At 40.5% G+C, this 25,538-nt stretch carries 25 protein-coding genes and 1 riboswitch; of the genes, 22 read left to right on the top strand and 3 right to left on the bottom strand.

Going from position 1 to position 25,538, the window contains the following annotated elements; translation table 11 throughout:
* Position 1 precedes the first annotated feature (1 nt).
* From ACRRMM_RS01675 to ACRRMM_RS01630, 10 genes are all read left to right on the top strand, one after another.
* Complete coding sequence (locus ACRRMM_RS01675; RefSeq protein WP_017359781.1) at positions 2-538, top strand: spore maturation protein; 537 nt, start codon at positions 2-4, stop codon at positions 536-538.
* Between the two features lie 134 nt (positions 539-672).
* Complete coding sequence (gene rluB, locus ACRRMM_RS01670) at positions 673-1,407, top strand: 23S rRNA pseudouridine(2605) synthase RluB (RefSeq protein ID WP_007501012.1); 735 nt, start codon at positions 673-675, stop codon at positions 1,405-1,407.
* Positions 1,408-1,497: 90 nt separating this feature from the next.
* Complete coding sequence (gene resA, locus ACRRMM_RS01665; RefSeq protein ID WP_017359780.1) at positions 1,498-2,028, top strand: thiol-disulfide oxidoreductase ResA; 531 nt, start codon at positions 1,498-1,500, stop codon at positions 2,026-2,028.
* A 1-nt stretch (position 2,029) separates the two neighbouring features.
* Positions 2,030-3,709, top strand: coding sequence for a cytochrome c biogenesis protein ResB (resB, locus tag ACRRMM_RS01660; RefSeq protein ID WP_039165796.1), 1,680 nt, complete (start codon positions 2,030-2,032; stop codon positions 3,707-3,709).
* Complete coding sequence (gene ccsB / locus ACRRMM_RS01655; RefSeq protein WP_017359778.1) at positions 3,693-4,871, top strand: c-type cytochrome biogenesis protein CcsB; 1,179 nt, start codon at positions 3,693-3,695, stop codon at positions 4,869-4,871. Before resB ends, ccsB begins: the two co-directional genes overlap by 17 nt.
* A gap of 86 nt (positions 4,872-4,957) precedes the next feature.
* Positions 4,958-5,680, top strand: a complete 723-nt coding sequence (locus ACRRMM_RS01650) for a response regulator transcription factor (protein ID WP_003215596.1) — start codon at positions 4,958-4,960, stop codon at positions 5,678-5,680.
* Positions 5,677-7,455 (top strand): ATP-binding protein, encoded by a 1,779-nt coding sequence (locus ACRRMM_RS01645; protein ID WP_428828425.1) that lies wholly within the window; start codon positions 5,677-5,679, stop codon positions 7,453-7,455. The genes ACRRMM_RS01650 and ACRRMM_RS01645 overlap by 4 nt, the downstream gene beginning before the upstream one ends.
* A 202-nt stretch (positions 7,456-7,657) precedes the next feature.
* Positions 7,658-8,218, top strand: a complete 561-nt coding sequence (gene sigX, locus ACRRMM_RS01640) for an RNA polymerase sigma factor SigX (RefSeq protein WP_007501006.1) — start codon at positions 7,658-7,660, stop codon at positions 8,216-8,218.
* The gene (locus ACRRMM_RS01635) at positions 8,178-9,284 is read left to right on the top strand and encodes a sigma X negative regulator (protein ID WP_428828424.1); all 1,107 of its coding nucleotides are present in this window, start codon (positions 8,178-8,180) and stop codon (positions 9,282-9,284) included. Before sigX ends, ACRRMM_RS01635 begins: the two co-directional genes overlap by 41 nt.
* Positions 9,285-9,581: 297 nt before the next feature.
* A complete protein-coding gene (locus tag ACRRMM_RS01630; RefSeq protein ID WP_411229520.1) occupies positions 9,582-10,229 on the top strand; it encodes a peptidoglycan DD-metalloendopeptidase family protein in 648 nt (215 codons plus the stop codon).
* A gap of 32 nt (positions 10,230-10,261) precedes the next feature.
* Here ACRRMM_RS01630 and serA read toward each other — a convergent pair whose 3' ends face one another.
* The gene (serA, locus tag ACRRMM_RS01625) at positions 10,262-11,836 is read right to left on the bottom strand and encodes a phosphoglycerate dehydrogenase (RefSeq protein WP_283933145.1); all 1,575 of its coding nucleotides are present in this window, start codon (positions 11,834-11,836) and stop codon (positions 10,262-10,264) included.
* Positions 11,837-12,123: 287 nt separating this feature from the next.
* Positions 12,124-12,256: riboswitch (FMN riboswitch) on the top strand.
* A gap of 149 nt (positions 12,257-12,405) precedes the next feature.
* Between serA and ACRRMM_RS01620 the strand changes: the two genes are divergently transcribed.
* Positions 12,406-12,987, top strand: coding sequence for an ECF transporter S component (locus ACRRMM_RS01620; RefSeq protein ID WP_008344490.1), 582 nt, complete (start codon positions 12,406-12,408; stop codon positions 12,985-12,987).
* Positions 12,988-13,093: 106 nt separating this feature from the next.
* Here ACRRMM_RS01620 and ACRRMM_RS01615 read toward each other — a convergent pair whose 3' ends face one another.
* The gene (locus ACRRMM_RS01615; RefSeq protein WP_061417609.1) at positions 13,094-14,449 is read right to left on the bottom strand and encodes an IS1182 family transposase; all 1,356 of its coding nucleotides are present in this window, start codon (positions 14,447-14,449) and stop codon (positions 13,094-13,096) included.
* A gap of 97 nt (positions 14,450-14,546) precedes the next feature.
* Positions 14,547-14,795 (bottom strand): ferredoxin, encoded by a 249-nt coding sequence (locus ACRRMM_RS01610; RefSeq protein ID WP_008344492.1) that lies wholly within the window; start codon positions 14,793-14,795, stop codon positions 14,547-14,549.
* Between the two features lie 268 nt (positions 14,796-15,063).
* Here ACRRMM_RS01610 and ACRRMM_RS01605 point away from each other — a divergent pair, with 268 nt between their 5' ends.
* The 11 genes from ACRRMM_RS01605 (at position 15,064) to sleB (ending at position 25,532) form a co-directional block, all read left to right on the top strand.
* Positions 15,064-16,116: a helix-turn-helix domain-containing protein gene (locus ACRRMM_RS01605; RefSeq protein ID WP_428828423.1), complete on the top strand. Its 1,053-nt coding sequence runs from the start codon at positions 15,064-15,066 to the stop codon at positions 16,114-16,116.
* Positions 16,109-17,617 (top strand): RecQ family ATP-dependent DNA helicase, encoded by a 1,509-nt coding sequence (locus ACRRMM_RS01600; RefSeq protein ID WP_428828422.1) that lies wholly within the window; start codon positions 16,109-16,111, stop codon positions 17,615-17,617. Before ACRRMM_RS01605 ends, ACRRMM_RS01600 begins: the two co-directional genes overlap by 8 nt.
* A complete protein-coding gene (locus ACRRMM_RS01595) occupies positions 17,614-18,255 on the top strand; it encodes a CPBP family intramembrane glutamic endopeptidase (protein WP_019744028.1) in 642 nt (213 codons plus the stop codon). Before ACRRMM_RS01600 ends, ACRRMM_RS01595 begins: the two co-directional genes overlap by 4 nt.
* Positions 18,200-18,964, top strand: a complete 765-nt coding sequence (locus ACRRMM_RS01590) for a LysM peptidoglycan-binding domain-containing protein (RefSeq protein WP_039963980.1) — start codon at positions 18,200-18,202, stop codon at positions 18,962-18,964. Before ACRRMM_RS01595 ends, ACRRMM_RS01590 begins: the two co-directional genes overlap by 56 nt.
* 64 nt (positions 18,965-19,028) lie before the next feature.
* On the top strand, positions 19,029-19,481 hold the full coding sequence (locus tag ACRRMM_RS01585) for a DUF2663 family protein (RefSeq protein WP_007500988.1): 453 nt from the start codon (positions 19,029-19,031) through the stop codon (positions 19,479-19,481).
* Between the two features lie 87 nt (positions 19,482-19,568).
* A complete protein-coding gene (locus tag ACRRMM_RS01580; protein WP_017367513.1) occupies positions 19,569-20,357 on the top strand; it encodes a metallophosphoesterase in 789 nt (262 codons plus the stop codon).
* Positions 20,358-20,521: 164 nt separating this feature from the next.
* Entirely contained in the window at positions 20,522-21,100 is a 579-nt protein-coding gene (locus tag ACRRMM_RS01575) for a genetic competence negative regulator (protein WP_007500984.1), read from the top strand.
* A 196-nt stretch (positions 21,101-21,296) separates the two neighbouring features.
* A complete protein-coding gene (locus ACRRMM_RS01570) occupies positions 21,297-22,571 on the top strand; it encodes a Glu/Leu/Phe/Val family dehydrogenase (RefSeq protein WP_007500982.1) in 1,275 nt (424 codons plus the stop codon).
* Between the two features lie 124 nt (positions 22,572-22,695).
* On the top strand, positions 22,696-23,667 hold the full coding sequence (locus ACRRMM_RS01565) for a YpdA family putative bacillithiol disulfide reductase (RefSeq protein ID WP_017367512.1): 972 nt from the start codon (positions 22,696-22,698) through the stop codon (positions 23,665-23,667).
* Positions 23,668-23,822: 155 nt separating this feature from the next.
* Complete coding sequence (gene prsW, locus ACRRMM_RS01560; RefSeq protein ID WP_008344507.1) at positions 23,823-24,479, top strand: glutamic-type intramembrane protease PrsW; 657 nt, start codon at positions 23,823-23,825, stop codon at positions 24,477-24,479.
* A 132-nt stretch (positions 24,480-24,611) separates the two neighbouring features.
* A complete protein-coding gene (gene sleB / locus ACRRMM_RS01555) occupies positions 24,612-25,532 on the top strand; it encodes a spore cortex-lytic enzyme (protein WP_268412379.1) in 921 nt (306 codons plus the stop codon).
* Positions 25,533-25,538: the final 6 nt, after the last annotated feature.

The following is a 25,538-nucleotide window of genomic DNA, read 5'->3' as shown; positions in this document are numbered from 1 at the left end:
TGTGGCATTTATTAACTGGCTGTCACTTGCTTTGATTCCACTGATCATCGCAGGAATATTGATTGCAGGGACGATTAAAAAAGTACCCACGTACGAAACATTTGTAGAAGGCGGGAAAGAAGGCATTCAAATTGCCTTTTCAATCATTCCATATTTAGTCGGTATGCTAGTCGCCATTACGATTTTCCGTGCATCAGGTGCACTTGACTTTGTCATGGAGTTATTAAAACCTGTGTTTACAGCGATTGGTGTTCCTACAGAAGTGGTGCCGCTTGCGCTTATTCGTCCTATATCAGGAACAGCGGCGCTTGGTATGACATCAGACTTAATTGCGACTTATGGTCCAGACTCTTTTATCGGCAAGCTTGCCGCCGTTATGCAAGGGTCAACGGATACGACCCTTTATATTTTAACCGTCTATTTTGGAGCAGTTGGTATTAAAAAAATGGGAGATGCACTGAAAGTGGGGCTGCTTGCAGACCTGATTGGGATCATTGCATCGATTATTATCGTCAGTTTGTTATTTAGCGGCGCCTAATCAGGCGCTTTTTTTATTTCGTGGATGGAAAACAGCTTTTTTGTTGAAATTAGACAGATGAAACGCTTATTTTTCCACGAATGCTTGTTTGTTTCAAGCCAAGCAAGTAAGATAGTACATGAGGTGAAAGACAAATGGAACGTTTACAGAAAGTAATTGCCCATGCCGGCGTCGCTTCTAGACGAAAGGCTGAAGAATTAATTAAAGAAGGACGAGTTACCGTTAATGGTGAAACAGTGACAGAGCTCGGAGTAAAGGTGGGCTCTTCAGATAAAATTGAAGTCAATGGCTTAAAGCTTGAAAGAGAAGAACCGGTTTACTTTATGCTTTATAAACCGCGCGGCGTCATTTCAGCTGCCGAGGATGATAAAGGGCGCAAAGTCGTGACAGACTTCTTTGATGATGTTCCGCAGCGTCTGTATCCGATCGGCAGGTTGGATTATGATACGAGCGGTTTAATTTTGATTACAAATGATGGCGAATTTGCTCATAAGCTCATGCATCCGAAATATGAAATTGATAAAACGTATGCAGCGAAACTAAAAGGCATCCCTTCAAAAGAATTGCTTAGAAAGTTAGAAAAAGGAATCATGTTAGACCATAAAAAAACAGCACCTGCCCGTGCCAAAATGCTCTCGATTGATAAACGAAAGCAAACATGTATTGTGCAATTAACCATTCATGAAGGCAGAAACAGACAGGTTCGCCGCATGTTTGAAGCAATCGGCCACGATGTTTTAAAACTCAAAAGAGAGCAATATGCTTTCCTTCATATTGAAGGCATGAGACCAGGAGATCGCAGAGAATTGACGCCGCATGAAGTAAAACGCCTAAGAGCGATTGCGGATCATGGGAAAAGCGCTTTTTAATTTTCACATAAACTTCAAAAAATGAAGAAGCATCAAAAGAAGGAGAATGCTATAATTTACCTGAATGTCTATGGGGAAGGGGTACTTCAGATGAAGAAAAGACGATTTTTCATACGGACGGGCATTCTCCTCGTGATGCTTGCTGCACTGTGTTATACGATGTATAACTCAGTATTTGCCAAACAGGATCAAATCAAAGAAGGATCTATTGCGCCTAACTTTGTCCTTCAATCGGTAGATGGGGAACGGATTGAACTAAAGGACTTAAAAGGCAAAGGCGTCTTTCTCAATTTTTGGGGTACATGGTGCGGTCCATGTAAGCAGGAATTCCCTTATATGGCAAATCAGTATGAAGTGTTCAAGGATCGCGGTGTCGAAATTGTTGCCGTAAATGTGGGGGAATCCAATATTGCTGTGAAGAATTTTATGGATGCTTATGGCGTGAATTTTCCTGTTGCCATGGACAAAGATCGTCAAGTGACAGAGGCATATGATATTACGCCGCTGCCAACCACATTTTTAATTAATCCTGAAGGCAAAGTAATCAAAGTCATAAAGGGGACGATGACAGAACGTAATGTCTATGAATATATGAATTTGATTAAACCAAAGGGGTCATAGAATGAAAGAGGTAAAGTGCGAGTGTGGACATATTAATCCAATCGGTACTGTTCTATGTGAATCATGCGGGAATCCCATTTCAGTAAAAGAGAAAAATTCATCAAAACTGCTTGATATGAGATATGACGGCAGTGCAAGACGCTCGCAAACATACAACAAAACGATTGTTGATAAAGTATGGAACTTTTTTTCTTCCGTAAAAGTGGGTGTGTGGCTCATTGTCATCACACTGTTAGCTTCTTCGCTAGGAACTATTTTTCCGCAGGAGCGGTTTATTCCGCCAGGTGCATCAGCTTCCACTTATTATGAGGAGCAATATGGGTCGTTTGGCAAGTTATATTACATCCTTGGATTCCATGATCTTTATAATTCTTGGTGGTTTTTAGCCCTTGTCGCCTCTATCGGAATTTCCCTTGTGATTTGCAGCCTTGATCGAGTGATTCCACTTTATCGCGCACTCAAAAATCAAGGGGTTGTCAAAAAAGAAGGTTTTATGAGAAGGCAGCGTCTTTTCAGCGAAACAAACCAAACATTAGATCAACATACATATGAAGGCATCGTTAGTAAGATGAAACAAAAGCGTTACCGCGTACGAGAAGAAGATGGACATATTTTAGCTGAAAAAGGCCGCTTTTCCCGCTGGGGACCTTACGTCAATCATATTGGATTAATTATATTTCTCATTGGATCCATGCTTCGGTTTGTCCCAGGAATGTACGTGGATGAAACATTATGGGTAAGAGAAGGCGAAACAGCACCAATCCCAGGGACGGGAGGCCAATACTTCTTAAAGAATAATGCGTTTTCAATTGATCGCTATGAATCTGAAAAAGAAAAAGAAGTCTTTGAAAATGCGATTGAAAAGGCTGGCGATGGTCAAGTCGTCAAAAGTTATAAAACCGATGCCGTTTTATACAAACGTGAAGGGGAAGTTGTTTTTGGTGAAAAGCCAAAACTGAAGCAGGTAACAGAACACGATATTAAAGTGAATGAACCGCTTAAGTTTGACAATTTCTCATTATATCAAGTGGATTTTAAACAAAATGAACTCGATCAAATGGTCTTTCAGCTGATTCGAAAAGATACTGAGAAATCTTTCGGAACAGTGAAGATTAATCTGCTGGAGCCTAAGTCAGAATATGATCTTGGTAGCGGTTACAAAGTCAAGGTGATGAGTTATTTGCCTGATTTTTATTTTGACGAAGATGGCACACCTAGTACGAAAACGAGGAATCCGAATAATCCTGCGTTCGTATTTGAAATGATCTCTCCTGAAAAACCAAAAGGTGAAAAAAGTTTTGTCGCGATTCAAGAGACAGTAGAGGGTTCTGATAACAATCTTTATAAAATGAAATTTGACCGGGTTGAAACAAAAAACGTGACAGGTTTAACGGTTCGAAAAGACTTAACACTCTGGGTACTTATTGTTGGCGGAATGATCTTTATGATTGGTGTCGTACAAGGGATGTACTGGCAGCATAGAAGAATCTGGCTGTCGGTAAAGGATGGAAAAGTGTTTGTGGCAGGACATACAAACAAAAACTGGTTCGGCTTAAAGTCTGATCTCAAGGTGTTACTGCACGGCAGTGGCATCAAACAGCCAGTGGATCAAAAAGAACTGCCTGATACAACAAGTATCAGCAAAAGCAAGGGGGAAGGATTAGATGGCGGCAGTCAGTGAAAACCTGTTATTTGCAGCTTTTCTATTGTATTTAGCGGCAGTTCCTTTTTTTGGAGGGGCCATTAAAGGAAAAAAGAAAGAAGAGGGTCCGCGCAAAAACAAGGCGGCACTTATCGGCATAACGCTCACCATCATCGGTTTTTTGAGTCAATTTGGCTATTTTATTTCAAGGTGGATCGCGTCTGGTCACGCACCAGTCAGTAATCTGTTTGAATTCACCACAGCCTTTGGCATGATGCTGGTGCTCGCATTTATTATTTTATATTTTGTCTATCAAGTGTCTGTGCTAGGTTTATTCACACTTCCAATCGCTTTATTAATCATTGCTTATGCAAGCATGTTTCCATCGGATATTTCACCGCTGATTCCTTCGCTTCAAAGTAATTGGCTATATATTCACGTTACGACAGCAGCGCTTGGTCAAGCCATTTTGGCGATCAGTTTTGTGGCAGGTGTGATTTTTCTTTTGAAGCATGTCGATCAAACAAAACCGGGGAAGAAAACCTTTGGCTTAGAGCTGGTCATGTTTATGATTGTGGTCACCCTTGCATTTATCGCTGTCACGTCCATTTTTAGAATGACAGGGTATGAAGCGAAATTTAATTGGGTAGATAAAAATAAAGAAGAGAGCGTCATGGTCTATGAGCTGCCTGCCTTAGTAGGACCTCATAAAGGAGAACTTATCACAAAAGATCGTTTAGAGCCTGTGGTTGATTTGCCGCCTGTTTTTTCAGGTAGAAAGGTGAATACAGTGCTGTGGTCATTTGGCGTTGGGCTGATCATTTATGGACTGCTAAGATTGATCATTCGCAAACGACTAAGTGCGCTGCTTCAGCCGCTCGTAAGACAGGTGAATCTCGATTTAGTCGATGAAATTGGGTACAGGGCTGTTTCCATAGGATTCCCTGTATTTGCGTTAGGCGGTCTTATTTTTGCGATGATCTGGGCACAAATTGCATGGACGAGATTCTGGGGATGGGACCCGAAGGAAGTATGGGCTTTAATTACATTTTTATTTTACGCCGCCTATCTCCACCTTCGGTTATCACGAGGCTGGCATGGTGAAAAGTCCGCTTGGCTTGCTGTAATCGGATTTGCGATCATTATGTTTAACCTCATCTTTGTCAACCTAGTGATTGCGGGGCTTCATTCTTACGCGTAATCGCATGAAAAAGGCCAACTTTTATGATTCGATTCGGCTTTTTGTTAAAATGTATGTAACAACGGAGAAAGCAGGAGGATTGTCTAATGGAACACACAACTCAAACGAAAATATTAGTCGTCGATGATGAGGCAAGAATTCGTCGCCTTTTAAAAATGTATTTAGAACGGGAAAATTATGAAATTGATGAAGCGGAAAATGGGGATGAAGCCATTCAAAAAGGACTTCAAACCGATTATGACCTCATTTTGCTTGATTTAATGATGCCTGGGACAGATGGGATTGAAGTGTGTAATCAAATTCGAGATAAAAAAGCCACCCCAATTATTATGCTGACAGCAAAAGGTGAGGAAGCTAACCGTGTGCAAGGCTTTGAGGCAGGAACGGATGATTATATCGTCAAACCTTTCAGCCCGCGTGAAGTGGTTCTTCGTGTGAAAGCACTGCTAAGAAGATCGTCTCAAACGTCATACCTTAATACTGGAACAACCACAAAAGATGTTCTCGTGTTTTCTCATCTATCTATTGATCATGATGCACACCGGGTCACAGCAGATGGAAAAGAAGTCAGCCTCACACCGAAAGAATACGAACTTTTGTACTTCTTGGCAAAAACGCCGGATAAGGTCTATGACAGGGAAAAGCTTCTCAAAGAAGTGTGGCAGTATGAATTCTTTGGGGATCTGAGAACAGTGGATACTCACGTCAAAAGGCTTCGTGAAAAACTGAATAAAGTGTCACCAGAAGCAGCGAAAAAAATCGTGACAGTATGGGGTGTCGGGTACAAATTTGAGGTCGGCGCTGAATGAAGCTGTGGAAAAGTGTCGTAGGAAAGCTATGGTTAACCATTCTTTTCCTCGTGCTCATTGTTTTATCGATTTTAACTGTGCTTCTTTTAGAGTTCATTGAGAATTACCATGTGGAAGAAGCAAAGTCTGATTTAACACAAATGGCCAACAAAGTAGCAGTCATTTTAGAAAGCCATGAGGATCAATCGCTTGCAAGGTCGATTACATCAGAACTAGCTGATAAATTGACAAGTATCGCGATTGTTCAAGAGGATGGACTAGAATGGTATTCGTCTGAAAAAGGCGGGAAGCTTCCTGCGATCACAAAAGAACAAATTGAAGCAGACAAAGATTTAAACAAAGCACTGACAGAACGAAAAAAAATCAGTAAACGAGCTGAATCTGATACAGGCAATCAGAAGGATGAACGCATTGTAGTAGGTGTTCCTTACGAGGCGAACGGAAAGAAAGGGATGGTCTTTCTTTCTCAATCCCTCCTCGCTGTAGAGCAGACAACAAAACATACGACGCGTTATATCTTCCTTGCAGCCGGAATTGCGATTGTGCTCACCACGATTTTCGCTTTCTTCTTATCCACTCGTGTCACCTACCCTCTCAGAAAGATGAGAGAGGGAGCACAAGATTTGGCGAAAGGGAAATTTGATACAAAGATTCCTATTTTAACGCAAGATGAAATTGGGGAACTGGCGATTGCCTTTAATCAAATGGGTAAGCAGCTTAAATTTCATATAACCGCTTTAAATCAAGAAAAAGAACATTTGTCCAACATTCTCAGCAGTATGGCAGACGGTGTCATCACGATCAATATTGATGGAACGATCCTCATGACAAACCCTCCTGCAGAAAGATTCTTGCAGGCTTGGTATTACGAGCAAAATATGAAGATCAAAGATGGGGATGAACTGCCGCCAGAAGCGCGTGAATTGTTTCATACTGCCGTCAGTACGGAAAAAGAGCAAATGATCGAAGTCACGCTGCAAGGGCGTACTTGGGTTCTTCTCATGTCTCCGCTTTATAACCAGCAAGATGTCAGAGGGGCGGTAGCGGTACTTCGCGATATGACAGAAGAGAGAAGACTGGATAAGCTAAGAAAAGACTTCATTGCAAATGTCAGTCATGAACTCCGTACACCTATTGCTATGCTGCAGGGCTATAGTGAAGCGATTGTCGATGACATTGCCGGATCAGAAGAGGAAAAGAAAGAGATTGCCCAAATTATCTATGATGAATCACTTCGAATGGGGCGTCTTGTGAATGATCTTCTCGATCTCGCACGTATGGAAGCTGGTCATATTACACTGAATCTTGAATCAACTGATACAGAAGAGCTGACTGAAAAAATCTACCGTAAATTCCTTGGAATTGCGAAAGAAAAACAAATCAACCTGACGTATGAAATTGAAGTAGAAGAACCGTATTTTGTATTTGATCCAGATAAAATAGAACAGGTTTTTACAAATCTCATCGATAATGCCATTCGTCATACACCAGAAGGCGGAGAAGTTCACTTCTCAGTTCAATCGGTGGAAAATGGGCTCAAAATGGATGTGAAAGATTCGGGAAGCGGCATTCCTGAAGAGGATCTCCCATTTATTTTTGAACGGTTCTATAAAGCAGATAAAGCAAGAACAAGAGGACGTTCCGGTACGGGGCTGGGCCTTGCGATTGTTAAGAACATCGTAGAAGCGCATCAAGGCTCCATTCATGCACATAGTAAAGCTGGAACAGGTACTCACTTCACTTTCTATATTCCGAAAAAGCAGGAACTCGTCTAATCTTGACGAAGAATCTTGTTACATGAGAAACACTTCTTTTCGAAAGAAAATGAAGTGTTTTTTCTATTTTCATATTTTTAAGGAGAAGTTAAACAAAAAGCCCTTTCCAAATTGTCGATCTTGTAATATATTTGTCATAAAGTTGTAATGTAACGTTTTGTGAGAGTCACTCGACAAAAATAAGTGAACGGAGGGGTTTCCTATGCATGAAACCTTTCAAAAAATATATGATTCGTACCATCAAGATTTGTACCAATTTTTATTTTATATGGTAAAAGATAAAAATCAGGCAGAGGATCTCGTGCAGGAGGTTTACATTCGGGTACTTCACTCATATAAAACTTTTGAAGGAAGAAGCAGCGAGAAAACATGGCTGTTTTCAATTGCAAGGCATGTAGCAATTGACTGGTTTCGCAAACAGCAAACCATCAGACAACGGGTGCTCGGCACGTTTGATTGGGATAAACAGGATGTAAAAGATCCAGACCTGCTCCCAGATGAATTGGCTGTACAGGATGAAAATATCAAAGAAATTTATGCCGCACTTGATCATTGCACCATTGATCAACGAGCCGTCATCATTTTAAGGTTTATCCAAGGCTACTCAATCATGGAGACGGCCAAGGCGCTAAAGTTCTCGGAAAGCAAAGTCAAAACAACGCAGCACCGAGGCCTGAAAGTGCTCCGAAAACATATGGAGCTTTTGAAGGAGGAGCTAGTGAATGAAAACGAACAGGTCCAATTGGAGCGAAGAACGAATTAAAGTATTACTCAGTCAGCTTCCAAAGGTGGAGGACAACCGTTCATCTAAGCAGATTTACCAGCAAATGCTGATGGCAAGCGGGAAGAAAAAGAAAAGTGCCAGATGGATCGGTCCAGCGGTCGCAACCGTTGTGGTCTTATTTATGGCGTTTTTGATTTCTCCTCATTTATTTCAGCCGGCTGCTCAAGATATAAAGAAAGTGAAAATGGATTCGAGTGCTGAAAAAGGACAGGTGAACGCTACATTAGAGGCGATAAAAAACACAAATGATCCTTCACATGTTGCTTACGCATCTGACAAAGAAAAGTATATGACGATTTCATACATAGATGAATCGACTTCTCAAGTTGTCCCAATCAGTATTCAAAAAGAAAATAAGCATGATGATGTGCAGGCGCTTCTTGATACATATGAAAAACTGGAGCTGCCTGAAATGACAAAACCTCTTCAAGCCTATATGGATATGGTGGATGTGAGTGAAAAAGGGGACACGCTGATTTTTCAGCTGAAAAATGATTTGTCTCTTGATACATTAAAAGAAGCCAATCGTTTTAAAGACATGGTCAAAGAAACGTTAAAATGGAGCCAATATAAACAAGTACAGGTCAAGTCTGTCAATGGCTCGCACCTTCAATTAGGGACGAATGGCCGTCTTGGTACCATTTCAATTAATAAACAAACAAAGCACGCTTACTACGTTTTAGAAAATAAGAGCGGGACATTTTTGGTGCCGTCAAAAGATGATTATCCTTCTTATAAAGATGCGGTAGAGGCGATGAAGCGGGCGAATGATGCAGGACTCGATCCACTCATTAAAGAAGAGCCTATTCAAAAGGTGACATCAAAAGGAAAACATGCAACCATCACGTTTGGAGCATCAGCACAATTAACGGACTCAATTGATCATATTTTACTTATTGAAGGACTGCTGCTCACAGCGAAAGATTTCGGTTTTACAGATGTCACGATACAAAATGCAGGAACAGATCAAGTAGGCCCATATGAATTAAAAGAACCGCTAGAGGTACCGGCACTGCCAAACCCAGTTGTTATCAAAGAACGCTAAAGGACGCAACTTATTGCGTTCTCAGCGTGTAGACAAACCCTCGCATTCTTTGTCAGTCCTGCGCTCCGGTGCTCACGAATGTCAAATTCGCTCTGCTCCGGTGCTCGTCCTTCCTAGACTGCAAAGGTTTTCTATCACGCTGAAAAGAAGACAAAGGGCTAAAATCAAGTTCATTTTAGCCCTTTGTCAACAATCTGAGGACGCAACTTATTGCGTTCTTTTTTCATGTATAGAAAAGGGCTTCCTTGAGGTATACTAAGCTGTCATGAAAAGAACTTCAAAGAAGGGAAGTCACTGATGAAAAGGTATTGCTACATATGTGCTAGCTGTTTCTTGTTCTTGACCTTATCACCGTTTGCCCGTGCAGAGAAAACAACCGAGTGGGTGGAACCAATCAAAGGTGAAGTCACTGATTTGTTTGGGACAAGAGGTGGTTCGCATAAGGGGTTAGACATTGCTGCACCAGAAGGAGAATCCATTTTGGCTGCTAGCGAAGGTGTGGTTACTCGTTCCTATGTATCTGCTACATATGGTGAAGTTGTATTTATTCGGCATCCAAATGGATATGAAACCGTCTATGCGCATTTAAATGCGCGTTTTGTGAAGAATGGTGACCATGTACAAACAGGACAGCCGATCGGCATCATAGGCAACACAGGCGCTTCTAGGGGCACTCATTTGCATTTTGAGGTGCACAGGGGTCATTGGTCAGTTAGTAAAGAAGATGCAGTAGATCCGCTCACAATCATTGCAAGAGATCGTTTCCAAGAGCCAGCCCTTCATGTAGATGGATATGAGAAACATACATATGTCATACAACAAGGGGACACGCTTTGGTCCATTGCTAAAGCACATCAAATGACCGTTAATCAATTGAAGAAAATCAATGCACTGACAACGCATCTCATACGTACAGGTGAACGTTTAATCGTTTCAACAAAATAAACCTCATGCAAAAGCATGAGGTTTACCATTTTTTATAGGTCAATCAGACGCACAGAAAGAATATCGCTTACTTCAGTTAATGTTTGGACAATTTCATCTTCAAGGTGCTTGTCAAAAGAAAGCATCATGATGGCTTCGCCGCCTTTTTCTTTACGGCCTACTTGCATTGTCGCAATGTTCACATCGTGGTCGCCTAAAATCTTTCCAACTTGACCGATCACACCAGGTGCGTCAGTATGCTGAATATAGACAAGGTGCCCATCTGGGTAAAAGTCAATATTGAAACCATTAATAGAAACGACACGTTCACCTAGATGCGGGATATACGTTGCTTTTAATGTAAAGGTGGAAAGGTCACCTTTGACTTCAATGGAAATGCTGTTCTCATAGCCAGATTCGCTTGAAGAAATTTTCTCGCTAAAGCTAATGCCGCGTTCTTTTGCCACCATACCTGCATTGACTTCATTTACAGTCGAATCGACACGCTCTTTCAAAAAGCCAGAAAGCAGACTTTTTGTAATAAATGATGTTTCGAGTTTTGCGATAGATCCTTCATATGAAATGCAGACTTCTTTTACAGGTTCTCTCATCGATTGAGAAACAAGACGTCCAAGTTTTCCCGCAAATTGATGATAAGGCTGGATTTTTTTGAACTCGTCTTTTGTCATCGCTGGTAGATTAATAGATGACATGACCGGGAGTCCTTTTGCAAATTGAAGAACTTCTTCAGAGACTTGTGCCGCCACATTTAATTGTGCTTCTTTTGTAGATGCACCAAGATGCGGAGTGGCAATGACGTTTGGATGATCCACAAGTGGATTCTCAGTAGGTGGTTCTACTTCAAATACATCGAGAGCAGCCCCTGCGACATGACCATTTTCAAGTGCTTCAAGAAGGTCTCGTTCGTCAATGATGCCGCCGCGTGCACAGTTCACTAGACGAACACCTTTTTTCGTTTTTGCGATTGTTTCTTTATTGAGAAGTCCTCTAGTTTCTTTTGTTAAAGGTGTATGTACCGTAATAATATCTGATACTTCAAGCACTTCATCAAGTGATTTTGCATTGACACCAATTTTTTCGGCACGTTCTTTTGTGAGGAAAGGGTCAAATACGTTGACCGTCATGCCAAATGCTCTTGCACGCTGGGCGATTTCACTTCCAATTCTGCCTAAGCCAACAATCCCAAGAGATTTTCCGTAAAGCTCAGCACCGACATATGCGCCTCTGTTCCATTCTTTTGATTTCACAGAAATATTCGCTTGAGGAATATGACGCATGAGAGATGAGATCATCGCAAACGTATGCTCTGCCGTTGAAATCGTATTCCCATTTGGTGCATTGATGACAATCACACCATGTTTTGTTGCTTCATCAATGTCAATGTTGTCGACTCCCACACCGGCACGGCCAACAATTTTTAATGAAGTCATTTTTTCATAAAGTTCTTTTGTCACTTTTGTGGCACTTCTGACAAGTAAGGCATCAAACGTGTGTAATTCATCTTCTGCTTCTGTTACATTTTTTTGAACAATTTCAACAAAATCTGATTCTAATAGTGGTAAAAGACCATCATTGCTCATCTTATCTGAGACTAATACTCGAAACATCGTAAGATTTCCTCCTAAAATAAACGTCATAAATATCTGATAATTTACCATATTCCTTTTCACTGTGTCAATCAAATTAAAGCAGTAAAGCGAAAAAGAAAACACGAACATTTTTTAGTGTCTTGATCAAGAATGGACACCTTTAAACAAAAGATAACCAATTTTTACGCATTTGTCATTATAAATTTTAGGTTTTTTACGATTTCTTAAAACTGATGAATTTGCTCAGGATTTTTATCTGTACAAATGCTCATATATCATATATAATGATGTCGAATTGAATAATGATCAATCTTCGGGGCAGGGTGTAATTCCCTACCGGCGGTGATGAGGCATAGTCTCTAAGCCCGCGAGCCTTTTTTGGCAGGATTCGGTGTGATTCCGAAGCCGACAGTATAGTCTGGATGGGAGAAGATGGAGGTTCGTAAACGTTGAAAACATGTCTGTTTATACGTTTATTTGTGTAGCCTAAATTTCCCGCTCCTGTGTATGTATTCAGAGCGGTTTTTTTGTGGCTAAAATTGAACAATCCTCTTTTCGAAAGATTTGATCGAAAAGGAGAGAGAATATTGAATCAAAGTAAAGTAAAACGTTTAGTCGTCATCAGCATGCTTAGCAGTATCGCATTTGTATTAATGTTATTGAATTTCCCTTTCCCTGGGCTTCCTGGGTATTTAAAAATTGATTTTAGTGACATTCCTGCGATTATTGCGATTTTAATTTATGGGCCAGGTGCTGGGATTGCTGTTGAAGCTTTAAAGAATCTACTGCACTACCTCATTCATGGTAGCATGTCCGGTGTTCCTGTGGATCAAGTAGCGAATTTTACAGCAGGTGTACTATTCATCTTACCGGTGGCTTTTATTTTTAAAAAGATTAAATCAGCAAGAGGGTTAGCGTGGTCCATGATTCTCGGAACATTACTCATGACAGTCATGATGAGCATCTTAAACTATTTCTTGTTCCTACCTGCTTATACATGGTTTTTGAATGCACCCGTCCTATCAGATCATGTGCTAAAGGCAACCATTACAGCAGGGATCTTGCCTTTTAACCTGATTAAAGGAATCATCATCACCATCGTCTTTAGTTTCATTTTTGTCAAAATGCGTCCATGGTTTGAAAATAAACGTCGACTTCAAAATAGTTAATATAAAAAAAGCCCCTTTTATAGGGGCTTCAGACCGTAGACAAACCCCACCTTTACTTCAAGTAAAAGTGGGGTTTTCACATTTTTTGATAAAAACATTATGTGTTTTACGCTGGACATGGCTCTTTCCATGTCCAGTTTGCTAGCTTTTTAAGATTCATGGCAGCGAAAGTAAGCATCGCCTGCATTGAAACTTTTTTCAGTCCTCGAAGTTTCGTCCAACGCATACCATGCTTTTCTTTTGCATCCGCAAAAACGCGTTCTATTGTTTCTTTCCGTTTTGCATAGATGTCTTTATTCATTTGTGTCAGCCTCAGATGGTCTGCTTCATCTAGATAGTCCTGCCAAATATGCCGATGAATTTGTTTAGTGTGATTTTGACTTTGTGTACAGTTATTTAAAAACGAGCAGGATTTACATACCTCTGAATCAGATGCATATTGCTTATAGCCTTCTCTAGTCGTTGTACGATAAGAGAGAATTTGCCCGTTGGGGCAAATGTAACAATCAAAATATGCATCATACACGTATTCATTCTTTTTCAAATAACCAGCTTTTGTTCTTGGGCGAGTGTAAGGCATGACAGGTCTTATCTCTTGATCCATTAAAAACTTAGCGATGTAAGGTGTTTTATATCCTGCATCTACTGCGACTACAAATGGTTTTCCGACTTTTTCTGTCACCTTTAATACGAGTGAATCCAACATACGACTATCATGAACATTTCCACCAGTGACCAGTGATCCTAAAATAAATCCTTTAGTATCACAAGCCGTATGAAATGAATAGGCAAATGATTTTTCTCGCTCATCCTTCACATAGTAACCACTCTCTGGATCAGTCGTACTTACCTTGATTTCTTTTGTCTCTTCTTTATTCTGTAGGGGTAAAGGCTTTTTTCCATGTTCTTCACGGTCAATATTGATCTCCTCATGAAGCTGATTTTGATAACTTCTCGTCTCTACTCGAACGATTTTCTTTTCAAGTTTTTTCTTATTGGCATTCGCTTTTACATGAGTGGAGTCAATGAAGGCAATAGAAGGGTCAACGAGTCCTTTTTTCAGCGCTTCTCTTAAGATTCGGTAAAAAATTTGTTCGAATAAATCTGTATCATGGAAGCGTCTCACGTAGTTTTTACCGAAGGTAGAAAAGTGCGGGATTTTCTCGGAAAATCCATATCCAATAAACCAACGATAAGCCACGTTGGTTTCAATTTCTCTAATGGTTTGCCGCATAGAGCGAATGCCAAATAGATATTGAATTAAGACCATCTTAATGAGAACAACGGGATCAACACTTGGTCTACCGTTGTCAGAACTATAATGATCTTTGACAAGATCATAAACGAAATCAAAGTCGATCGCTTGATCAATTTTTCGTACAAGATGATCTTCAGGCACTAATTCATCTAAGGCCACTACTTCTAATTGATTTCTTCTTTCTTCTTCACGTTTCGATAACATGTTCATCCCCCACAGAATTGTGTTATTACCCTTATTATACAAAAAAGCTTGTAGACTTTGTCTACAAGCTGAAGCCCCTTTTATAGGGGCTTTTATCCTATTCATGCTTAAGTGGATCACCATCGAAAGTTTCGTCCGCAACTTTAATTGAGTCAGTTGGGCAACCTTCAAATGCATCAAGCATATCTTCTTCAAGTACTTCTGGAACTTCTACAGTCCCCTGATTGTCATCAAGCGTGACAAATGCAATGCCTTCATCATCATAATCATAAATGTCTGGAGCAGCTGCACCGCATGCGCCGCAAGCAATACATGTGTCTTTGTCTACAATTGTATATTTTGCCATGTTAAAAAAATACCTCCCAGATTGTTCGATGGAACAAATGGTTTAACCTTTTTAGTTTCACCGATAAAAAACCAATTTCCTCAAACCTTATTGTAATGATTTTAAATTCACATTTCAACTGTAAAGTGATTGAGAATGCTTATCACATAAGGGTTTGTTCATAACTTTCCCCCATTAATTGAGTTTAAACATTTCTTCTTCAATGAAATCTGTTAAAATAAAGGGAGAAAATATTCGAATTTTGTCAGGAAGACAGGTGCTTTGGTCAATGACGATTCATTACTTGGATGTCATGTTGATGGACAGCGTACATAAATTGAACGGCGAACGCTCCATTAGTGCTGTCTACCATCTTTTTAAAGGAAAAAAATCTTCACAAACGATACAGGATGCAAGTTTGTTTCAGCTTTCTAGCTACTTCGGCTGCTATCCAGCTTTTACGAGGGATCAGTTGAACCGCTCTGTACAAAGGCTAAAAGAGCAGCACTTCATCAGAAAGACAGGGGATACATTCATCGCCACAGATGCAGGAATAAGTATGCTCAGGCAGTGTTTCACTGAAAAACCGATGCCAGTTTATTTTAATGGTGCCAAGTATCATGATAAAGCAAAGGCGTTATGGATGAGACTGTCTTTACTTGTGCAGGTCCTTTCACATCATGCAGCGGGGTCACAACACTATGTGCCGATTCAAAGAGATATATCGGTTCAAAACTGGACAAAATCCTTCTTCTCGCAATATCACCAGAAGAAAAAGCTTTCTGAAGATATCCATCATGAGCTTGAAACACTTCTTGCTCATTTAACTGATCAAGAGGCACTGCTTTTTGTTTATTCATTGACTTCCAATGAAAGAATCGGACGGACATACCAGCAAATGGCGGAATGGATGAAAGAAGATGTATGGTATGTTTACTTGCTTTTTTGGAATGTGCTCCATTATTTTATTCAATGTGCGAAAAAAGGTGAGGCACCGATCATCCAGCGAATGATAGATGATCTTCAATTCAAACGTGTGCTGACCACCTCTACCCATAAAACGCTTGAGCTTGTACAAAAAGGATTCAGTATTGATCAAATTGCTCATATTCGTTCATTAAAAAAAGCGACAATTGAAGATCATATTGTGGAGCTCTCGATACATGAGCCGAGCTTCTCGATCGAACCATATGTCAGCAGTGAAGCTCAAAAGGCGATACATGAGGTAGCCGGTCAGCTCCAAACCAACAAGATGAAGCTGATCAAAGAAAGTCTCGAGCATTCATTTACTTATTTTCAAATACGATTGGCATTGACAAGGATGGTGAAAGCAAGTGGATAAGCTTCATCAGACGCTGATGCGATACTTTGGTTATGATGCCTTCAAAACAGGTCAGGAGGACATTATTCGAAGTGTACTTCAACAAAAAGATACGGTTGCCATGCTTCCTACTGGTGGCGGGAAGTCACTTTGTTATCAAATTCCGGGCTATTTGACAGACGGGTTAGTGCTGATCATTTCACCTCTTTTATCACTCATGGAAGATCAAGTAGAACGCATGAAAATGCGCGGTGAAAAGCGAGTGGCTGCGCTTAACAGTACACTGTCCTTTCAGGAAAGAAGACATATTATTCGGCATTTGCCATCATATAAATTTTTATTTGTCGCACCTGAGGCGCTTATGTCAGAGGTATTGGTAGAGCAGCTCAAAGCGATGCATGTGGGTCTATTCGTTGTAGATGAAGCTCACTGTATATCGGAATGGGGACATGATTTCCGCCCGGAATACTCCAAGCTTGGAGTATGGAGAGAAGCGCTCGGCAATCCTGTCGCCTTAGCACTAACGGCAACTGCGACGAAACAAACCTTAAAAGATACTGTGCAAACGTTGCGGCTAGAGCATCCAGAGGTTCATATTCATTCAGTTAACCGGCCGAATATTGCACTATTAAAAGAGGCACATGAAACGAAAGAAGCAAAAGAGAAACGAGCACTTGAGCTTGTGGAAACCCTTCAAGGGCCTGGGCTGATTTATTGTCCGACCCGGCAAATGACAGAAGATATTTCACGTTTGGTGAAACAAAAAACGCATCAACGTGTAGAGTTTTATCATGGCGGAATGGAGTCAGGGGACCGCATGCTGATCCAGCAGCAATTTATCAGCGGTCAAATTGATCTCATTTGCTGTACAAGTGCTTTTGGAATGGGAATTGATAAAGCAAATATACGCTTTGTGATTCATATGAGTCCGCCTCAGTCAATTGAAGCATTTATGCAGGAAATTGGAAGAGCTGGACGGGACGGTAAAAATAGTGTGAGCGTTCTTTTATATACAGAAGAGGATGCGGATATTCAAAGTCATTTGATTCAAGCAGAAGGTTTTGATGACCCAGAAATTGATTTTTTCTTAGCTCGAGTATCACAAATGCCGATCAATGATGAAAAGAAATTACGTGAACAATTGATGGAAGCAGGGCTTCAGGAGACGCGCGCGCGAATGCTCTCGCATTATTACACGATGTACCAAACTGAACAGCCCCGTTTACTCATGAAGAAGCTGAAAGAAAAGCTGCAGGATAGACAAACAGAAAAGCTAAAAAAAGTGTGGCAGTTTAAAGAGCATATCACTGGCCATCGCTGCTTTAGGCAATCTTTGTTATCATACTTTGATGAGCAGCTTGATCTAACGGAGGACGCTTCCTTTGGGAACTGCTGCTCTTCATGCGGACTTGACCTGTCTGATTACGAAAAAAAAGATCAACCATTGGAGCTGAATGAAATGAAACACTGGAAGACCGAGCTGGATCGTCTGTTTCACCTGACAAAAGAGGCGCAGCATTGATTGAACAACATCGCCGTATTATTGAAAAATTAACCGATCGACAAGTAGTAGAACAGTTGTATTTCACACAGCTGCTCATGCTGATTGTCTCTTTTTTACTAGGGATGTTTATGTTTGATCATTGGACTGATTTTACAGCCCTATGGCAGATCCGAGATATGCGTATCCTGACTTACGGAATTGGCGGCGCTTTGCTTGTGATTATTGTCGACGCTATTGTCATGAAGGTGTTTCCAGCTCATATGTATGATGATGGCGGATTAAATGAAAAAATGTTCAAAAACCGCAGCATCCCGCATATTGTTTGGTTAACGCTGCTCATTGCCTTTTCAGAAGAAATTTTATTTCGCGGGATCGTTCAGCAGCAATTTGGACTGGAGATTGCAAGCATTGTGTTTGCACTTCTTCACTTTCGCTACTTGTCAAAAATACTCTTGTTTATCCTAGTGGTTTCTATTAGTATTTTTTTAGGACTTTTATACGAGTGGACAGGAAATTTATTCGTTCCTGTCATGACACACTTTGTCATTGACCTAGTCTTTGCATGTCAAATTCGTTTTAAATATTGGGGGAGGGATGAACATGGAAGAAATGTCGAGAATGAAGAGAAAAAAGCAGCAGCTGACAAACATTCATGATGATGATGTAGAGGAAAATCTTGAAGAAGAAAAAGTGCATCCTTCAGATGACTCTCACTTTCCTACACGAGAAGATTTTCATGAATATAAAAAGCAGCGAACCAAAAAGGTGCGTAATCCATTGTTTACGACACTGGCTATTATCTTTCCTATTATTGTCGTCACGGTTTTCTTCCTGTTGATTTATTACACATCAAAGGAAATTAACGATAACAACAATCAAGGTGTTTATATTGATAAAACATCGAGTGCTGACACAGATCCAGTCCCGTCAGCACTTGTTGACACAAAAAATGATTCAAGCGCTGACAAAGCGGATGCGTCTGATGATGAGAAGAAAAAGAAAGATGCTGATAAAGAAAAGCAGCGTTCAAAAGAAAAAGCAGAGCAAAAGAAAAAAGAACAAGCCGCTAAAGAGAAGGCTGAGCGTGAAAAGGCCGAAGCTGCAAAAAAGCGTGAGCAGCAACAGCTCGCTCTTCAAAAACAGCAGGAAGAGAAAAAGCGAAAAGAAGCAGAAGAGAAGAAGAAGCAGGAAGAAAAGCCTGTTCGTGTCGTGCAGCATACTGTTGGACCAGAGGAAAACTTGTATCGAATTTCCATGAAGTATTATCAAAACCGATCAGGGGAAGAGAAAATTCGAGCTTACAATCATTTAAAAGGAAATAGCGTGTACAGCGGACAAGTATTGAATATCCCATTAGAAAATTAATATTTGACATGAATGAATCGAAAAGCACATACATATGTAGAAAAAAGGGACAAGGGTGTATGTGATGACATTGCACGCAATCAGCCGCTATATGGATCAGCCGACACAGAAAATGATTGAAACATTGATCAAAAGGAAGCGCAAATACGAGGGGTTTGCAAAACAATGCAAAAGGTGGCAATGGACAGCCCTTTTATCACTTGCGATTCTTCTGTTTTATTTTGTGATAACAGCTAATAGCGGGGGCTCCCTGCAGCCGGAAGCGATGATTGCCACATTGCTTGGCCATGAGGTGTTTCTGTTTTGGATCATGGCTGAAGTGTTTGCTTTTTACGCATCGTATTATTATAAGAAAAAAGAAGAAAAGGCTGAGGATGAATATCATAAGCTCAGATGTGAAATTATACAGAAAAGCACAGATTTATGGCCTCAATCAAATCAATGGAAAGAGCGCGAGGCCGTTTTCCACTTCATGCAGACGCAATATGATATCAATCTCTATTATGAAAGTAAATAAATGAGCAAAAGACGTTTAAACAGTTGAAACGTCTTTTTTCATTCAAGCGTCTTATAAAAGAAAGCTGATACAAGGGAGTCATTCATAATGAAATATGCCATCGGATTTACTGCTGCCATAGCGGCTGTGACAACAGGTGTGTGTGTAACAGCGAAAATGGTGAAAACGGCAAAACAAAACAACATCAAAAAGCATTACTTTACAATAGAAGGACTTCAGTCAGATCGACCTGCAGTCATTTTCTTTATTTCTGATACCCATCGCCGTCTAATTAGTGATACTTTATTAGCGGAAGTAAAAGAGCAGCAGCCTGATGTCATTATGATCGGCGGGGACTTAGCTGAAAAGGGAGTCCCTTATGCTAGAGTTGAAGAAAATGTGAAACGTTTAGCAAGGATTGCCCCGGTGTATTTTGTGTGGGGGAATAACGACCATGAGCTGCATCAGCAAAAACTCAAAGACATCCTCCATACCTATCAGGTGACGACATTGCAAAATGAGACGGCTGTGTGGAATTTTGAAGGACAGCCCATTAAAATAGGCGGAATCGATGATATCCGGCTTGAAAAAGCAGATTATGAAGCGATACGGCCGGAGTTTGTCAAAGAAGACGTGAATATCCTTTTATCACACAACCCAGATGTGCATCATTTGATGAGTGAAGAAGAGGGAATTGATCTTGTTTTGAGCGGTCATACCCATGGGGGTCAAATTCGTATTGGGAAATTTGGTCCGTATGAAAAAGGAAGAACAGGCCAAGTCAAAGGTGCTTTCTTTCTGATTAGTAATGGTTACGGAACAACAAAGATTCCGATGCGTCTTGGAGCAGAACCAGAAACCCATCTGATCTATTTAATGCCGCTAAAAACGCGCTAAGTTGATGCCCCATCAATATTTTCCATAAAAGTCACCGTAAGCATAGCTTCATGCTTGTCTTCCGTCTTGACACAGTGTAAACTGAATACAAAATTAAGAACCTATGACTCATCATCTCATATACTACAGTATGATGTGTGTTAGAAGAGGCAGGAGGGAACGTTATGCGGCTAGAGCGTCTGAATTATAATAAAATCAAAATTTTTCTCACACTAGATGATCTGACAGACCGAGGTCTTACGAAAGAAGACCTTTGGAAAGATTCGTTCAAAGTTCATCAGCTGTTTAAAGACATGATGAACGAAGCGAATCAGGAGCTCGGTTTTGAAGCGAATGGACCGATTGCTGTTGAAGTATTTTCTCTTCAGGCGCAGGGGATGGTCGTCATTGTGACAAAGAGTCAGCAGGAAGATGCTGATGATGAGTTTGATGAAGATTACATTGAGATGCAAGTCAAGCTCGACGAGAGCAAGCATGTGCTCTATCAATTTGCCTCGTTTGAAGATGTGATTCAACTGTCCCATAGTTTAAGTCGTATTGGACTTTTAGGGGGTACAGTTTACCACTATGAAGGTCAATATTTTCTCAGCCTAGATGATTTCGAAGAACTGTCTGCAGATACAGTCATTTCTATTTTAGCGGAGTTCGGTTCTCCGACGACATTAACCATTCACCGGTTAAAAGAATACGGAAAAGTGATCATGCAGGAAGATGCAGTGAAAACGATTCAACTGTATTTTTAATCACTTTTTTCTATTATATTTAATACTGTTGTGATGAAACAACAGTATTTTTTTATATCCATTTTTATATTTATAAACGCTGATATTTTATTTTGATAAAAAACGCTTTTTACCTTTGCTTTACCAGTACGAAGGTGTATACTATTGCTTGAAAGGGAGCAGTAGATCATGAAAGATTTCTAGGGGGTTTATTTTAATGGCAGCCGATCAAAACGCCGCTCATAACGCAGAAGATAAGCTAGATGTTTTAAAGTCAACTCAAACCGTCATACATAAAGCGCTTGATAAATTGGGCTATCCGCAAGAAGTGTATGAATTGCTGAAGGAGCCAATTCGCCTATTAACGGTCAAAATTCCAGTACGTATGGATGATGGATCGGTGAAAATTTTCACTGGTTATCGTGCGCAGCATAATGATGCTGTCGGTCCAACAAAAGGCGGAATTCGATTCCACCCGAACGTTACTGAAAAAGAAGTAAAAGCGCTTTCAATTTGGATGAGTTTAAAATGTGGTATTGTGGATCTTCCTTATGGCGGAGGAAAAGGCGGTATTATCTGTGATCCAAGAGAAATGTCATTTAGGGAGCTTGAAAAACTAAGCCGCGGCTATGTTCGCGCAATTAGCCAAATCGTTGGACCAACAAAAGATGTTCCAGCACCAGATGTGTTTACAAACTCTCAAATCATGGCATGGATGATGGATGAGTATTCTAGAATTGATGAATTTAACTCGCCAGGATTTATTACAGGAAAACCAATTGTTCTTGGAGGCTCACATGGACGTGATACTGCAACGGCAAAAGGTGTAACGATCTGTATCAAAGAAGCGGCGAAGAAAAAAGGAATTGACATCAATGGGGCTCGTGTTGTCGTTCAGGGATTCGGAAATGCAGGAAGTTACTTGGCTAAATTTATGTATGATGCCGGAGCGAAAATCGTAGGAATTTCAGATGCTTACGGCGGTTTGTATGATGAAGATGGTCTCGATATTGACTACTTGCTTGACCGACGTGACAGCTTTGGAACCGTCACTAAATTATTTAATGATACAATTACAAACCAAGAGCTGCTTGAGCTAGATTGTGATATCTTAGTACCTGCAGCCATTGAAAACCAAATTACAGAAGATAATGCGGCAAACATTAAGGCCAAAATTGTCGTAGAAGCAGCAAATGGACCAACGACATTGGAAGGGACAAAAATTCTTTCAGATCGTGGTGTACTGCTTGTTCCAGACGTACTTGCAAGTGCGGGTGGAGTGACTGTTTCTTACTTTGAATGGGTTCAGAATAACCAAGGGTTCTACTGGACAGAAGAAGAAGTGGAAACTCGTTTAGAAGATATGATGGTGAAATCATTTAATAATATTTATGAAATGGCGCAAAACCGCCGTATTGATATGCGACTAGCAGCATATATGGTCGGTGTACGTAAAATGGCTGAAGCTTCTCGATTCAGAGGCTGGATTTAAGCGACTTATTTGCATCGCGCCTTAAAATCTCCTATCCTTAAATAGGAGATTTTTTTATGGAATCATGCAAAGAATCAAACAGCCCAGCAATTGTTATTGCAGTGAAACGACAGGAGTGGAACAAATGAAACAAGAAAAAGCGATCATAATAGGAGGAGGCCCGTGCGGTCTATCAGCTGCCATTGCATTCAAGCAAATTGGGATTGATGCACTTGTGATTGAAAAGGGCAATGTGGTCAACAGTATTTATCATTACCCTACACACCAAACCTTCTTCAGTACAAGTGAAAAGCTTGAGATCGGTGACGTCGCTTTTATCACTGAAAATCGGAAACCCGTTCGTATTCAGGCGCTTTCCTATTACCGAGAGGTGGTCAGACGAAAAAGCCTTCGTGTGAATGCTTTTGAAAAGGTAAACGCTGTGACGAAAAAAGATGGCCGTTTTACGGTAAATACATCAAAAGACGACTATACATGTGACTATGTTGTGATTGCGACTGGCTACTATGATCATCCTAACTATATGAATGTAAAAGGGGAAGACCTTCCTCATGTGTATCATTATTTTAAAGAAGGACACCCCTACTTTGATAAAGATGTGACGGTGATCGGCGGGAAGAACTCTAGTGTTGATGCTGCCCTAGAACTTGTGAAATGCGGAAGCAGGGTGACGGTTTTATATAGAGGAACTGAATATTCATCCAGCATCAAACCTTGGATTTTACCAGAGTTTGAAGCGCTTGTTCGAAATGGCACCATTCGAATGGAGTTTGGTGCAGAGGTGAAGGAAATCACAGAACAGGATGTTGTCTTTACAAACCAGCAGGGCCAAACGGATCGAGTGAAAAGTGATTATGTGTTTGCGATGACAGGTTATCATCCTGATCATTCATTTTTAGAAAAAATGGGTGTAACAATCGATCCAGAATCAGGCCGCCCAGCATTTGATGAACAAACAATGGAAACAAATGTAGAAGGTATTTTCATTGCAGGGGTTATTGCAGCTGGTAACAACGCCAACGAAATTTTCATTGAAAATGGAAGATTTCATGGTGGGTTAATTGCAGAAGAAATCAACAAAAGAATCAACGGGTAAAAAAAGAACTGGGTCCTTCTAAGGGATTCAGTTCTTTATTATGTAAATTGGGATTATATAGAAGATTATTTTTGGGAAAATGGGCTCGAGTCATATAAAAAAGGGGTGATTCGTGGTACGATAATAAAGGATAATGTAGGGAAAGAGGTCTGATTATGATCGCAATCATTTCAGCAGGTTTAGCTCCCGGCATCGCACTTTTAAGTTATTTTTATTTGAAAGATCAATACGACAATGAGCCGGTTCATATGGTCATCAGATCTTTTATGCTAGGTGTCATACTTGTGTTTCCAACCATGTTTATTCAGTATGTCCTCCAAGAGGAAAATATCGCTACGAATCCTATCGTGATTTCATTTGTGACATCGGGATTTTTAGAAGAATCATTAAAGTGGTTTATTTTAATGGTCAGTGTCTATGCGCACGTACAGTTTGATGAACACTATGACGGGATTGTCTATGGAACAAGTGTCTCACTTGGATTTGCGACACTTGAAAATATTCTGTACTTAGTGGGTCATGGGGTAGAGTACGCGTTTACACGTGCCTTGCTGCCTGTATCAAGCCACGCTTTATTTGGTGTGGTGATGGGATTTTATATAGGTAAAGCTCGCTTTTCTGATAAAAAAGAGCAGCGAAAATGGCTGATTCTCTCTTTAATACTTCCTATCCTTTTTCATGGCTTATATGATTTCATTCTTCTTGGCATGAAAAATTGGGGATATATTATGTTGCCGTTCATGATTTTTTTATGGTGGTTTGGTCTGCGGAAAGCCAAAAAAGCCCGTGCGGTGAAGATGGTACAAATTTAAATTGGAAAACGTCCTATACGTCTTTAGGGCGTTTTTTGTCTTTTCCATCCAATTCCCTCCTGTGATGAATGTATAAAAATAGGGATCGGAAGAAACATATATTCAAACATCAAAAGTACAGGAGGATCAAATATGGACAAAGCTCGTTTTATGAAACAAATCGTCCTTATCTTCTCAATTGTTCTGCTCGCGTCTTCATTGATGACAGCTGAAAAAAGTGAAGCTTTCACGAATCAAGTGATTCAGCGGGGAGCTACAGGAGAAGATGTCGTCGAGCTCCAGGCAAGGCTCCAATACAATGGTTTTTACAATGGAAAAATAGACGGGGTGTATGGCTGGGGAACTTACTGGGCCGTGCGCAATTTTCAAAGCCAGTTTGGTGTAAAGAAAGTCGATGGACTCGTAGGGGAAAAAACAAAAAGCCTATTAGTTCAAAAGACGAAATACTATAAAGAGTTTGTGCAACAGCAGTTGCAAAAAGGGAATCAGTTTACGCACTATGGCGGGAAACCTCTTGATCAGCAAACAAAGGCTCCTGCTCAAAGAAACACGCAAAAAAAGACAGCACAAGGTGCAAAAGAGAATCAAAAAAGTCAAAGCGGAGGAAACAGCTCGACTGGGAAGTCTGGAAACCAGTCAGGAAATGGTCAAGCAAATCAAACGCCGAAACAAACAGCAGCCAACATGCCAGGTGGTTTTTCAAGCAATGACATTCAGCTTCTTTCACAAGCTGTTTATAGTGAAGCGAGAGGTGAACCTTATGAAGGACAGGTAGCGATCGCAGCCGTCATCTTAAACCGTTTAAACAACCCGACCTTTCCAAACACGATTGCTGGTGTCATTTTTGAACCGCTTGCGTTTACTGCTGTAGCAGATGGACAATTTTATATGGCGCCAAATGAAACCGCTAAAAAGGCAGTATTTGATGCCATTAATGGCTGGGACCCATCTGAAAGCGCCGTTTATTACTTTAATCCTGATACAGCAACAAGCCCATGGATTTGGGGAAGACCACAAATTAAACGAATCGGGAAACATATTTTCTGTGAATAAAAAGAG

Source organism: Bacillus sp. XT-4 (genome assembly GCF_050864245.1).
Lineage (GTDB): Bacteria > Bacillota > Bacilli > Bacillales > Bacillaceae > Bacillus > Bacillus altitudinis.
Note: the sequence above shows the minus strand (reverse complement) of the source record. Positions and strands in the feature narration are given on the sequence as shown.

What these genes read in the sequence shown, in the direction of transcription:
- rluB (WP_007501012.1), top strand. Translation starts at nt 673, where the DNA reads ATGGAACGTTTACAGAAAGTAATTGCCCATGCCGGCGTCGCTTCTAGA.
- resA (WP_017359780.1), top strand. Translation starts at nt 1,498, where the DNA reads ATGAAGAAAAGACGATTTTTCATACGGACGGGCATTCTCCTCGTGATG.
- resB (WP_039165796.1), top strand. Translation starts at nt 2,030, where the DNA reads ATGAAAGAGGTAAAGTGCGAGTGTGGACATATTAATCCAATCGGTACT.
- ccsB (WP_017359778.1), top strand. Translation starts at nt 3,693, where the DNA reads ATGGCGGCAGTCAGTGAAAACCTGTTATTTGCAGCTTTTCTATTGTAT.
- ACRRMM_RS01650 (WP_003215596.1), top strand. Translation starts at nt 4,958, where the DNA reads ATGGAACACACAACTCAAACGAAAATATTAGTCGTCGATGATGAGGCA.
- ACRRMM_RS01645 (WP_428828425.1), top strand. Translation starts at nt 5,677, where the DNA reads ATGAAGCTGTGGAAAAGTGTCGTAGGAAAGCTATGGTTAACCATTCTT.
- sigX (WP_007501006.1), top strand. Translation starts at nt 7,658, where the DNA reads ATGCATGAAACCTTTCAAAAAATATATGATTCGTACCATCAAGATTTG.
- ACRRMM_RS01635 (WP_428828424.1), top strand. Translation starts at nt 8,178, where the DNA reads ATGAAAACGAACAGGTCCAATTGGAGCGAAGAACGAATTAAAGTATTA.
- ACRRMM_RS01630 (WP_411229520.1), top strand. Translation starts at nt 9,582, where the DNA reads ATGAAAAGGTATTGCTACATATGTGCTAGCTGTTTCTTGTTCTTGACC.
- serA (WP_283933145.1), bottom strand. Translation starts at nt 11,836, where the DNA reads ATGTTTCGAGTATTAGTCTCAGATAAGATGAGCAATGATGGTCTTTTA.
- ACRRMM_RS01615 (WP_061417609.1), bottom strand. Translation starts at nt 14,449, where the DNA reads ATGTTATCGAAACGTGAAGAAGAAAGAAGAAATCAATTAGAAGTAGTG.
- ACRRMM_RS01610 (WP_008344492.1), bottom strand. Translation starts at nt 14,795, where the DNA reads ATGGCAAAATATACAATTGTAGACAAAGACACATGTATTGCTTGCGGC.
- ACRRMM_RS01605 (WP_428828423.1), top strand. Translation starts at nt 15,064, where the DNA reads ATGACGATTCATTACTTGGATGTCATGTTGATGGACAGCGTACATAAA.
- ACRRMM_RS01590 (WP_039963980.1), top strand. Translation starts at nt 18,200, where the DNA reads ATGGAAGAAATGTCGAGAATGAAGAGAAAAAAGCAGCAGCTGACAAAC.
- ACRRMM_RS01585 (WP_007500988.1), top strand. Translation starts at nt 19,029, where the DNA reads ATGACATTGCACGCAATCAGCCGCTATATGGATCAGCCGACACAGAAA.
- ACRRMM_RS01580 (WP_017367513.1), top strand. Translation starts at nt 19,569, where the DNA reads ATGAAATATGCCATCGGATTTACTGCTGCCATAGCGGCTGTGACAACA.
- ACRRMM_RS01575 (WP_007500984.1), top strand. Translation starts at nt 20,522, where the DNA reads ATGCGGCTAGAGCGTCTGAATTATAATAAAATCAAAATTTTTCTCACA.
- ACRRMM_RS01570 (WP_007500982.1), top strand. Translation starts at nt 21,297, where the DNA reads ATGGCAGCCGATCAAAACGCCGCTCATAACGCAGAAGATAAGCTAGAT.
- ACRRMM_RS01565 (WP_017367512.1), top strand. Translation starts at nt 22,696, where the DNA reads ATGAAACAAGAAAAAGCGATCATAATAGGAGGAGGCCCGTGCGGTCTA.
- prsW (WP_008344507.1), top strand. Translation starts at nt 23,823, where the DNA reads ATGATCGCAATCATTTCAGCAGGTTTAGCTCCCGGCATCGCACTTTTA.
- sleB (WP_268412379.1), top strand. Translation starts at nt 24,612, where the DNA reads ATGGACAAAGCTCGTTTTATGAAACAAATCGTCCTTATCTTCTCAATT.